General features: G+C 43.8%; 14 protein-coding genes and 1 other annotated feature. All 14 genes read right to left on the bottom strand.

The window, feature by feature from the left end; translation table 11 throughout:
• Position 1 precedes the first annotated feature (1 nt).
• Complete coding sequence (locus tag K1I44_RS05060) at positions 2-997, bottom strand: potassium channel family protein (RefSeq protein ID WP_021094361.1); 996 nt, start codon at positions 995-997, stop codon at positions 2-4.
• A complete protein-coding gene (locus tag K1I44_RS05065) occupies positions 994-1,200 on the bottom strand; it encodes a hypothetical protein (protein ID WP_003397099.1) in 207 nt (68 codons plus the stop codon). Before K1I44_RS05065 ends, K1I44_RS05060 begins: the two co-directional genes overlap by 4 nt.
• On the bottom strand, positions 1,175-1,849 hold the full coding sequence (locus K1I44_RS05070) for a uracil-DNA glycosylase (protein WP_219985457.1): 675 nt from the start codon (positions 1,847-1,849) through the stop codon (positions 1,175-1,177). Before K1I44_RS05070 ends, K1I44_RS05065 begins: the two co-directional genes overlap by 26 nt.
• A gap of 57 nt (positions 1,850-1,906) precedes the next feature.
• Positions 1,907-3,289, bottom strand: a complete 1,383-nt coding sequence (locus K1I44_RS05075; protein WP_003397101.1) for a glycine--tRNA ligase — start codon at positions 3,287-3,289, stop codon at positions 1,907-1,909.
• A gap of 58 nt (positions 3,290-3,347) precedes the next feature.
• Positions 3,348-3,525: a binding site (T-box leader), on the bottom strand.
• Positions 3,526-3,588: 63 nt separating this feature from the next.
• Positions 3,589-5,118, bottom strand: a complete 1,530-nt coding sequence (gene ahpF, locus K1I44_RS05080; protein WP_219985458.1) for an alkyl hydroperoxide reductase subunit F — start codon at positions 5,116-5,118, stop codon at positions 3,589-3,591.
• A 14-nt stretch (positions 5,119-5,132) separates the two neighbouring features.
• On the bottom strand, positions 5,133-5,696 hold the full coding sequence (ahpC, locus tag K1I44_RS05085) for an alkyl hydroperoxide reductase subunit C (RefSeq protein ID WP_003397103.1): 564 nt from the start codon (positions 5,694-5,696) through the stop codon (positions 5,133-5,135).
• Between the two features lie 225 nt (positions 5,697-5,921).
• Entirely contained in the window at positions 5,922-6,155 is a 234-nt protein-coding gene (locus K1I44_RS05090) for a hypothetical protein (RefSeq protein ID WP_055440824.1), read from the bottom strand.
• Positions 6,156-6,166: 11 nt separating this feature from the next.
• Positions 6,167-6,982, bottom strand: a complete 816-nt coding sequence (locus K1I44_RS05095) for a glycosyltransferase family 2 protein (protein ID WP_219985459.1) — start codon at positions 6,980-6,982, stop codon at positions 6,167-6,169.
• 66 nt (positions 6,983-7,048) lie between these two features.
• On the bottom strand, positions 7,049-8,248 hold the full coding sequence (locus tag K1I44_RS05100; protein WP_003397108.1) for an MFS transporter: 1,200 nt from the start codon (positions 8,246-8,248) through the stop codon (positions 7,049-7,051).
• 97 nt (positions 8,249-8,345) lie between these two features.
• Positions 8,346-8,741: a cytidine deaminase gene (locus K1I44_RS05105; protein ID WP_219985460.1), complete on the bottom strand. Its 396-nt coding sequence runs from the start codon at positions 8,739-8,741 to the stop codon at positions 8,346-8,348.
• Positions 8,742-8,766: 25 nt separating this feature from the next.
• Positions 8,767-8,937: a XapX domain-containing protein gene (locus K1I44_RS05110; protein WP_003397112.1), complete on the bottom strand. Its 171-nt coding sequence runs from the start codon at positions 8,935-8,937 to the stop codon at positions 8,767-8,769.
• 15 nt (positions 8,938-8,952) lie between these two features.
• Positions 8,953-9,621, bottom strand: coding sequence for a deoxyribose-phosphate aldolase (deoC, locus tag K1I44_RS05115; RefSeq protein WP_370627960.1), 669 nt, complete (start codon positions 9,619-9,621; stop codon positions 8,953-8,955).
• Between the two features lie 52 nt (positions 9,622-9,673).
• Entirely contained in the window at positions 9,674-10,888 is a 1,215-nt protein-coding gene (locus tag K1I44_RS05120) for a NupC/NupG family nucleoside CNT transporter (protein ID WP_003397114.1), read from the bottom strand.
• A gap of 174 nt (positions 10,889-11,062) precedes the next feature.
• Entirely contained in the window at positions 11,063-12,004 is a 942-nt protein-coding gene (locus K1I44_RS05125) for a DNA-binding transcriptional repressor DeoR (protein WP_035044964.1), read from the bottom strand.
• Between the last annotated feature and the right edge of the window lie 50 nt (positions 12,005-12,054).

The raw sequence follows: 12,054 nt of genomic DNA on the forward strand, positions 1-12,054 counted from the left end.
CTTACTTTTTGTTTACTGCCTGTTCAAACGCTTCCAACGCTCGTTTTTCCCCAAAGACGATGACGATGTCGCCCGCGCAAAACCGCTCATCTGGGGTCGGGTTCCCAATGATGTCGTCCTGCCGCTGAATAGCAATAATCGTCACTCGAAAGCGCGTCCTTACCGCTTGATCGCCGACAGACGTATGAACAAATGAAGAATGAGGCTCAATCTTTACTTCCTCAATGGCGTATTGTCCGGTACGGTCGTGAAAAATCGTATCAACATAATCGACAGTAACTGGCTTTAATATCGTCATCGCCATGCGCCGACCGCTCAAAAACGAAGGGTTAATCACCTTGTCCGCACCGGCGCGCCGCAATTTTTCTTCTGATTCTGGCCGCTCGGCACGCGCGACAACTTGAATGTCGCGGTTTATTCCTTTTGCTGTTAAGGCAATAAAGACGTTATCAGCATCAGATGGCAACGCGGCAATTAAGCCAGCCGCCCGTTCAATGCCTGCCGCGATCAATACGTCATCTTCTGTCGCATCCCCTTCGACGTACGGAAGAGGGTCGTCCATTTCTTCGAGCCAATCCGTCTTTCGCTCAATAACAACGACAGGTGTCCCGTTTTTAACAAGCTCGCGCACCACTTGTTCGCCAACGCGCCCAAATCCGCATACGATAATATGATTTGCCATCATCTCGATTTTCTTTTTCATTTTTCGCCTCCGTACCGTTTTTGAAAATTCGCCTTCCATCATCATAGAAACGACTGCCCCTGTCGCGTAGGTGACGATGCTGATGCCGACTGGAATAATGATGAGGGCAAACAGTTTTCCGTAAAATGTTTGTGGAACAGTATCCCCGTAACCAACCGTTAAAATGGTGACAACTGTCAGCCAAAGCGCATCAAAAAAAGATAATTGTTCTGAGAACATAAATCCTACTGTGCCTGCGATAATGGCTACCATCATCGCGACGACAGAAACGACGATGGAGCGCGATGAACTCATTCGTTTCTCCCCTTATTTTCTTTTTTAGCAAACTTCATGCACGGCGTACCAGACGATTGTTTCACGACAACGGAAGGGAGCGCAGCACTTTTGAAACCGAACGCACGACAACCGCGCGGTAGCTGTGCATCCCACGTGACGTAAAAATGTTTGCATGCATAACAGTTTATTCGTGTATCAAATGTTTTCGATTTGCCAGTCAATCGTCTCTCTCCCTGTTCGTTGTAAAAACGCGTTCGTTTTCGAAAATGGGCGGCTGCCGAAAAAGCCTCGCGCGGCTGAAAGTGGGCTCGGATGCGGGGCTTCAATAAGATAATGATGTTCATTTGTAATGAGCGATTTTTTCGCTTGCGCATGACGCCCCCATAAAATAAAGACGACCGGCTCCGTCTTTTCATTTACAAGTTCAATGATGCGATCCGTAAAATGTTCCCATCCTTTTCCTTTGTGCGAGTTTGCTTCCCCTTGCCGCACCGTTAATACCGTATTTAACAATAATACCCCTTGCTTCGCCCATTTTAACAAATAGCCATTGTTCGGTATGTAACAGCCGAGATCATCGTGTAATTCTTTAAAGATGTTTAATAACGACGGAGGGAAAGGGACGCCCGGTTTGACAGAAAAACTTAATCCGTGCGCTTGATTCGGTCCATGATACGGATCTTGGCCTAAAATAACGACTTTCACATTGGCATATGGCGTGTAATGAAGGGCGTTGAAAATATCATGCATATCGGGATAAATCGTTTTCGTGCGATATTCTTCTTTTAAAAACTGACGCAACTTCAAATAATACGGCTTTTGAAATTCCTCTTCTAACAGAGGTGCCCAATCATTTTTCAATATGCTCATCGTTTCACTCCTTCCTAACATAAAGGCTACCCTAACGATAGGATAGCCTGTTTTTCGTTAAAATTGAATTTTTTCTTCTAAAAAGTCTTTTAATTGTGCGATTGGAATGCGTGTTTGTTCCATCGTGTCGCGATCGCGCACAGTTACCATTTGATCTTGTTCTGAGTCAAAATCATACGTAATACAGAACGGTGTTCCGATTTCATCTTGACGGCGATATCGTTTTCCGATCGAACCAGACTCATCGTAATCGACCATAAAGTGCTGGGAAAGCTGTTCAAAAATAGCACGTGCACCTTCTGATAACTTTTTCGACAACGGCAATACGGCTGCCTTGTACGGCGCTAATGCTGGGTGAAGATGCATAACGGTGCGCGTCGTGCCGTCTGCAAGTTGTTCTTCTTCATATGCATCAATCATAAAGGCAAGCGTCACGCGGTCTGCACCGAGTGAAGGTTCAATGCAGTACGGAATGAAACGCTCATTCGTCTCTTGATCGAGATAATGGAAATCTTCTCCTGAATATTCCATATGACGGCGCAAATCGTAATCGGTGCGCGATGCAATACCCCATAGCTCGCCCCAACCGAACGGGAACTTATATTCAATATCTGTTGTCGCGTTGCTGTAGTGAGATAGTTCATCTTCAGAATGATCGCGCAAACGAATGTTTTCACGCTTCATGCCAAGCGATAAAAGCCATTGTTCGCAATATTGTTTCCAATAATCAAACCATTGCAATTCCTCGCCCGGCTTGCAGAAAAATTCAAGCTCCATTTGCTCAAATTCGCGCGTGCGGAATGTGAAGTTTCCAGGTGTAATTTCGTTCCGAAAACTTTTTCCGATTTGCGCAATACCAAACGGCAATTTTTTGCGCATCGTCCGCTGCACGTTTTTAAAGTTTACAAAAATGCCTTGTGCCGTTTCAGGACGAAGATAAATTTCGTTCGCGCTCGATTCCGTCACACCTTGGAACGTTTTAAACATTAAGTTAAATTGGCGAATGTTCGTAAAGTCGCGACTGCCGCAATCCGGACAAGCGATGTCGTGCTCTTGAATGAGCTGCTCCATTTTTTCAAATGGGAGCCCATCGACAACCATTTCAATGCCTTTCGCTTCAAGGGCGCTTTCAATAAGTTTGTCTGCCCGGTGACGCGCTTTACATTGTTTACAGTCAATCATCGGATCGTTGAAGTTCCCTAAATGACCTGACGCTTCCCACGTGCGCGGGTTCATTAAAATCGCTGCATCTAATCCGACATTGTACGGCGATTGTTGGACAAACTTTTTCCACCATGCGCGCTTAATATTGTTTTTTAATTCTGTCCCTAGCGGACCGTAATCCCACGTATTCGCTAACCCGCCGTAAATTTCTGAGCCAGGAAAAACAAAACCGCGATGTTTCGCGTGTGCCACAATTTGATCCATCGTTACCGACATATTTCATCCTCCTTTTATGAAGTGTAAACAAAAAACGCTCTCATCCTTAGGCCTTTCGCCTAGGGACGAGAGCGTAACTCCCGCGGTTCCACCCTAGTTGATGCGTAACGCATCCACTTTTTGCGTGAAGCAACTCCAGACTGCCGTTTCGCTAAGCGTCTTTGCTAGGCTTCCACCACCCCTAGCTCGCTACAAAAGAACGATCTTAGCTACTATCCATCTTTCATCGTTGCACCTGTATTTCGTTTGGCTAATATTGTATCAAACGACAATACGAGCGTCAAGGGGAGGGAAACCGGTTAATTCCGAATTAAGTAGTCAAACGCACCTAAAGAAGCTGTTGCGCCTGAGCCCATGGAAATGATAATCTGTTTATATGCGCTATCTGTACAATCGCCAGCAGCGAAGACACCAGGAACGTTTGTTGCACCGCGTTTGTCGACGATAATTTCACCGAAGCGATTGCGCTCGACCGTTCCTTCTAACCACTCTGTATTCGGTACGAGTCCAATTTGAACAAATACACCTTGAAGTTCAATATGGTGCTCTTCGCCTGTTGCGCGATCAATATACGTGAGACCGTTTACTTTGTCTGTACCTGTAATTTCTTTCGTTTGCGCATTTTTAATGACTGTTACGTTCGGTAAGCTGTACAAACGATCTTGCAACACAGCATCCGCCTTTAATTCTAGCGCAAACTCAAGAACGGTCACATGCTTAGCAATTCCCGCCAGATCAATTGCCGCTTCGACCCCAGAGTTACCACCGCCAATGACCGCGACATGCTTTCCTTCAAACAACGGACCGTCGCAATGCGGGCAGTAAGCAACCCCTTTATTTTTGAACTCCGCTTCGCCAGGGACGCCGAGATTGCGCCAGCGCGCACCTGTCGCGATAATGACCGCTTTACTTTTTAAAACGGCGCCGTTTTCAAGTTCAACTTCAATGAGGTCTTTCTTTTCCAACCGTTTCGCACGCTGCAAGTTCATAATGTCAACATTGTAATGTTTCACATGTTCTTCAAGGCTTGCTGCGAGTTTTGGACCTTCTGTATATTTGACGCTAATAAAGTTTTCAATGCCTAGCGTATCTAAAATTTGACCGCCAAAACGTTCAGCGACAATTCCCGTGCGAATGCCTTTACGCGCAGCATAAATGGCTGCTGTCGCACCAGCAGGTCCCCCACCGATGACAAGCACGTCGAACGGTTCTTTGTTTGCGAACGTTGAAGCATCTGACGTGCTTCCTAACTTCGCAAGAATTTCTTCAAGCGACATGCGGCCGCTCGCAAATGGTTCGCCATTTAAAAAGACAGTTGGTACCGCCATCACGTCTTTTTGTTCGACTTCTTCTTTAAATGCTGCTCCATCAATCATCGTATGTGAAACGTTCGGATTTAGTACGCTCATGACGTTTAATGCTTGAACGACGTCCGGACAGTTATGGCACGTTAAGCTGACGTATGTTTCAAAACGGTACGTTCCTTGTAAACTTTTAATTTGATCAATGACCGCTTGATCGACCTTTGGCGGACGTCCACTCACTTGAAGCAACGCAAGCACGAGGGAAGTAAATTCATGTCCTAAAGGTACTCCTGCGAACACAACGCCCGTTTCTTCGCCAACGCGATTGACGCTAAAGCTTGGCGTTCTCTCTAACGTTGTTTTTTCTACTTTGATTTTCGATGACATTGTTGCAAGCTCATCGACTAAAGCAAGCATATCGCGGGAAACTGAATCGTCTCCCGCGCTCACTTTTAACACAATGTCATTTTCCATCAATTGTAGATATTGGGCGAGCTGTGCTTTAATTTCAGCATCCAATATCATTGACGTAAGCCTCCTTAAATTTTACCTACAAGGTCAAGGCTTGGCTTCAATGTTTGCCCACCTTCTTGCCATTTTGCTGGGCATACTTCGCCAGGGTTGTTGCGCACGTATTGTGCAGCTTTAATTTTGTTTACAATTGTGCTTGCGTCGCGACCGATGCCGTCAGCGTTAATTTCAACTGCTTGGATAACGCCATCTGGGTCGATAATGAACGTACCGCGTTGCGCAAGACCTGTTTCTTCATCAAGCACTTCGAACATGCGTGATAATTTTTGTGAAGGGTCGCCGATCATTACGTATTCAATTTTGCTGATAGCTGGCGAATGATCGTGCCATGCTTTATGCGTGAAGTGTGTATCTGTTGAAACAGAGTATACTTCAACACCAAGCTCTTTTAATTTCGGATATTCGTTTTGTAAATCTTCTAATTCTGTTGGGCAAACGAACGTAAAGTCTGCTGGATAGAAGCAAACGACGCTCCATTTTCCTTTTAAGTTTTCTTCTGTTACCTCGATAAATTCACCGTTATGGTACGCCATCGCTTTAAATGGTTGTACTTGTTTTCCTACTAATGGCATGTTTCATCATCCTCCTGCATCATTTTTTTGCATGTTAGTAGTATGATCCAGCCATATAGAAAATATGACTGACAAATTAAATTATAACAATTATAATTCGATATAAATTATCATATAGTAATTTTTATTTGTCAAGTAGAAACTTGTCGATTTAATTAGTTTTTCGACATTTTTCTTTTTATCCCTTTTTTATAAAACAAAAACAGAGCCTTCTGAAAGACTCTGTCATGCAAAAAAAGCGAAGCCAAGCAAAATAAGTATGTTACATAATACCGCCGACATAAAAAACGACTTCGCTTTTTTATTTTTCTTTACTTGATGCTCAGCGAATAAAGCAATGGAAAACGTTAAGCAAACAAACAGCAAAAAACGTATCCCATATCCGTCAAAGACGTGACGAGCAAGCAGTGGGGAAAACAAAAGCAAAATAAATAATTGCTGGACGCTCCACCAATACATTTGTCATCCTCCTAACACATGACAATATGTGCTAAGCGCGAGCGAAACGGCTCACCGTTCCATACGATTTCACTTGTCGCTCTTCTTTTTTGCACTTCCGATTCACATAAAAGGAGCCAAAAGTTTTTTGTTGGTAGGTTGCCAAGTTCATGTTTTTCACTTAATCGGTTTAAATACATTTGTCTCGTTTCATTCATTTGTTTCGATAAATGATCGCCCTCATTTGAGAAAGCATACAGGACGCTCGCGATCGGCACGCGTTTCACGCGATATTCGTTCGCAACGCGCAAAAAGAAATCCCAATCCCAATAATTATGGACGTACGGATCGAAATAGCCGATCGTATCATGAATGGCGCGGCGATACATGCTTCCTGAAGGGACGTATGTTGAAAACGACCGCATCGCCTGTAAATCGCATTCATATGCAAATAAAAAGCGATCAGTCGGTAAGCGCATCCCGTTTTCAATGCGGTAATGAAAAATTTCTACATCGCTATATACAAAGTCCGCGTCGTTCATATTTGCAATCATTCGTTCCGTATGACATGGCAATAATAAGTCGTCGTCATCACAAAGCATGATAAAATCTTCTGTTGCTGTGCGCACACCGATATTCCGCGCTTCAACATGCCCGACGTTTTCTTGCAATTCAATGAGTTCGATCGGGAGCTCAGGATATGCATCAACTGCAGCTTGTACAGATGAACCTCCATCGTTAACAATAATCACTTGCGTTGGCTTGTATGTTTGTTTACTTAATGACTCTAACAATTCCGCTAATGGAAGTAGCCGGTTATATGTTGCAATGACTACAGAAACACCCAAATGACATGTCTCCTTTCAAAAATTAAAGAAGCTACAATGATACCATTATAGCTTCTTTTTGTACAATTATGCGAGTTCTTGTTGTTTCGTTTCTTTCCCGAGAAAAAGAACGGCGAGTGCACCGATAAAAATGGCGACGCAAAAAATCGCAAAAATCATCGTCATCGACACGTTTTGTGCAACTAAATAACCGACAAGAAGCGGTCCTAAAATGCCCCCAATGCGTCCGAATGAAGCTGCCATGCCTGCCCCTGTCGCGCGAATAACCGTTGGGTATTGTTCTGGCGTGTAGGCATAAAGCGCTCCCCATGCGCCGAGATTAAAGAATGATAACAGCGCTCCAAACGTCATTAACATCGCAGCCGACTCGGCATTTCCGAAGAAATAAGCGCTTAACGCTGTCCCAACTAAATAAATAATGAGCACCGCTTTTCTTCCGATGCGTTCAATCAACCAAGCCACGCTAAAATAGCCCGGCAACTGTGCCAACGTCATAATTAGCACATATTCAAAGCTTTTAATTAAACTAAATCCTTTCATCACCATCACGCTCGGCAGCCATAAAAACATGCCGTAGTACGAAAAGACGACCGCAAACCATAAAATCCAAAGCATCGTCGTTTGCTTGGCGTAAGGTTTTGCCCATACGTCTGCGATATTGCGCCAAACAGAACGACGCTCTGTCGTTTTCACCGCAATAAACTTTTGTGAATCGGGCAAGTTAATACGCAAATAAATGGCGTATAACGCAGGTAAAGCCCCTAAAATGAGCGCCATTTGCCATCCATATGCAGGAATAACGAAAAAAGAAATAAGCGCAGCTAATAGCCAGCCACCTGCCCAAAAGCTTTCTAATAAAACGACAACTTTCCCGCGCTCATGAGCAGGTACGCTTTCCGATACGAGCGTTGAAGCAACCGGAAGTTCACCGCCAAGTCCCATACCGATAAAAAAGCGTAAAATTAAAAATACCGTTAACGTTGTCGCAAAAGCAGATAAGCCGCTTCCGATTGAAAATAATAAAAGCGTAATAATAAATACTTGCTTTCGACCGATACGATCAGCTAACAATCCGAACACAAGAGCACCGACGGCCATACCGATCGAGTTCATGCTCCCGATCCAACCCATTTGCTCAGCTGTTAATCCCCATTCCTTTTGCAAAGCCGCAAGAATGAATGAAAGCATCCCGACATCCATCGCATCGAACAACCATCCAAGCCCCGCGATCCAAAGCAACTTGTTTCTTGATACGTCTTGACTCATGTCATCCCTCCGTTGTCAGCTGTCAAATTATCCTCTACACGATTATATTTCCTTTTTTGTTATGTATCAATGCAAAAAGCGTCGGAAAAGCCGACGCTTATCGCAAATCTTCTTTTGAAAAAGCTCCAGGGAGAAGTTCTTTCACCGTCGTTTCCTGTACATCGCCTTTCATATTGGCTAAAATGACAGGCATATTCGGGTCACACAATTCAACAATGACTTGACGGCATGCGCCACATGGCGGAACAGGACGTTCCGTATCCGCAACAACAGCTAACATCGCATACTCATGGTCTCCTTCTGAGTACGCTTTAAATAAAGCTGTACGTTCAGCACAGTTACATAAACCGTATGATGCGTTTTCGATGTTGCAACCTCCATACACTTTCCCATCTTTCGTTAATAGCGCTGCCCCAACTTTAAACTTTGAATACGGAACGTACGCCCGCTCTCTCGCTTGTTTTGCCGCTTCAATTAATAGTTGTTTATTCATTGTTGATCATCCCTTCTTGGGCTGTTTAGTTAAAAAACGTCTTCATTAACCAGTCAGCAACGACGCCACCTAAATATACGCCAAATACACCCATCATTCCTGCCAACACAGGCGGGGCTGGCAACGGCAAACGTAAAAACTTAAACAAAATTCCAACGACAAGCCCGGCAAGTAAGCTTAGTAATACTTCTTTCATATGTGAATGCCTCCATTAGTATGCTTCGTTTGAAGTTGTTCCTTCCATAATAGCAGGTCCAGAACTTGTACCGATCCGATTTGCTCCTGCATCAATCATCGCTTTAGCATCAGCTGCGCTACGCACACCGCCAGATGCTTTCACGCCGACGTTTGGACCAACTGTTTTGCGCATTAATGCGACGTCCTCTACTGTTGCACCGCCGCTGGCAAATCCCGTTGATGTTTTAACGAAATCCGCACCAGCACGAACAGCAATTTCGCATGCGCGCACTTTTTCCTCATCTGTTAACAACGCTGTTTCAATGATAACTTTTGTTAACGCTTTTCCTTTCGCTGCATCGACAACGGCGCGAATGTCGCGCTCTACTAATTCATCATTCCCGTCTTTTAACGCACCAATGTTGATGACCATATCGACTTCTTGCGCACCATTTTCAATCGCTTGTTTTGTTTCAAAAGCTTTCACTTCTGGCGTTGTCGCTCCTAACGGGAAGCCGATCACTGTACATACTTTCACATTCGTTCCTTGCAAACGTTCAGCAGCAAGCTTTACCCACGTTGGGTTAACGCATACTGATGCAAATTCGTACTTTTTCGCTTCTTCTACTAACTTTTCAATTTGCGCTTTCGTCGTTTCTGGCTTTAATAACGTATGATCAATCATGCTAGCAATGTTCATCATTCATTCCTCCTTGAATATTGAAAATGTTCGAAGCACACGAGGCGCTCCGCTTTTAAATAAACATACCGGCAATCGATGCGCTTAACAATGAAGCAAGCATACCAGCAAGCACAGCTTTTAATCCCATGCGCGCAATGTCGCTGCGACGGTTTGGCGCTAAGCTTCCTAAACCACCGAGTAAAATTCCCATCGAAGAAATATTAGCAAATCCACATAGCGCAAAGCTAACAATCGCTACTGTTTTCGCTGATAAATCTGGAATTTGTGGTGCAAAAGATGAATAAGCGACAAATTCGTTTAAAATTAATTTTTGGCCGATAAACCCACCAGCTGTCACCGCTTCAGACCATGGCACACCAATCGCAAACGCAATAGGCGCAAATAAGAAACCTAAAATTTTCTCAAGCGTCAACCCATCGTAATGAAACAAGTTACCGATTCCGCTGAGCAATCCGTTAATTAAAGCGATAAGGGCGATAAACGCTAACAACATCGCACCGATATTTAATGCCAACTTTAAACCGTCGCTCGCACCGCGCGCAGCTGCATCGATGACGTTTGTCGATTGTTCATCTTTTTCCATTTCAAACTGTTCATCTTCTTTAATTGGCTCTGTTTCAGGCACGATCATTTTCGCCATAACTAATCCGGCTGGGGCAGCCATGAAGCTTGCCGCAAGCAAATATTCAAGCGGAACACCTAAAAGCGAGTAACCGACAAGAACAGAACCAGCAACAGACGCTAATCCCCCCGTCATAACTGCAAACAACTCAGATTGAGTCATTTTTGATAAATATGGGCGAATAACAAGCGGAGCTTCTGTTTGCCCAACGAAAATGTTCGCTGCCGCTGACATTGACTCTGCTTTACTCGTTCCGAGCAATTTCGCAAGTGGCCCCCCGATCATTTTAATAACCCACTGCATGACACCGAGATAATAAAGAACGGAAATTAACGCCGAGAAGAAAATGACAACAGGCAACACTTGGAACGCAAAGACGAATCCGATTCCTTTTGCTGCAAACATGCCACCAAACAAGAAGTTAATCCCTTCGCTCGCATAGTTAATAATGTTCGTCACACCATTCGTTAACCATTGCAACGCAGCTTTTCCTGCTTCCCATTTTAAAACGATAAACGCAAAAGCGACTTGAATCGCAAGACCACCTAAAATCGTTCGCGGATTAATCGCTTTGCGGTTATTTGAAGAAAGAAAAGCAATTCCAAGAACAACAAAGATACCAATAAGTCCCCAAACGATATTCATGTTGCACACTCCTAATAAGTTTTTTAGTTACGTAATCAATATAACAGGAAAACGAACATATGTAAACGTTAACATGAACAAATGTCAAAGAAAATTCATGGTTTCCTTAAATCTTTCTTCCTTCTTTGCATAAATAAAGGGGGGCTTTCTTCTTTTCCCCCCATTTGTCGTTTTTTATTCTTTTTCTAACAAACATTCCGCAGTAAATTGGTCTGTCACTAATACGTTGGCATACTTTCCTTTTAACGCGCCATATATGCCTGCCACTTTATGAATCCCACCAGCGATGACAATCGAATATTCTTTTTTTCTTAACTCTTCTAATTCGATGCCAAGCGTGCGCGCATTTAGCTCTTCGCTACATAACTCTCCATTTTGGTCAAAAAAACGTGAACAAATGTCACCAGCCGCTTTTGAATAAATCGTTTGCAAGTCGGCATCTGTAAAATAGCCGAGCTGGAACAGTAGCGACTCCGATTTAATGGGCCCGATCGTAAATATTGCAATGTTTGCTTGTCGACCGAGATCGAGAATTTTACGAATGTGGCGGTCGGCTTCCATCGCTTGCTTAACAACGACATGATCGACGATGGCCGGGAGAGGCAAGTGATGTACCGTTGCGTTGAATGCGCTTCCAAACAAATGTAAAATATCAGAAGCGAACGTATTCGTTTCCGACAAGCTGACGCCACCTTTTAATTGAACGACTTTGACGTCTTTCACATGCTTATGTTTAAGCTGTAACGCAACATGATACAGCGTCGTCCCCCATGTCACGCCAATGACATCACCGTCTTTTACGATTGAACGTAAATATTCAGCTGCCTCTTTTCCAACATATTTTTTAATAATGCCATCTTGATGTTCAGGAACGGACACAACAATTGCTTTCTTGAGATTGAACTTTTGTTCAAGCTGCTTCGCTAATTGTTGAATATCTTCCGCTGGATCGTTAATTTTAATTTCCACAATCCCTTCCTCTTTCGCTTGCTGCAATAAACGGGACACGGTCGGTCGCGACACGCCGAGCTTTTTGGCAATATCATTTTGGTTGTAATCTAGCAAATAATACAACTTCGCAGCTTCCACTACTTTTTTTAACTTATCTTGCTCCATCGCTTCATCACCTTTTGTCATTGAATGAAAAAGGAGCAACCTTCCATATT

This window comes from Anoxybacillus sp. ST4 (assembly GCF_019448545.1).
Classification (GTDB): domain Bacteria; phylum Bacillota; class Bacilli; order Bacillales; family Anoxybacillaceae; genus Anoxybacillus; species Anoxybacillus pushchinoensis.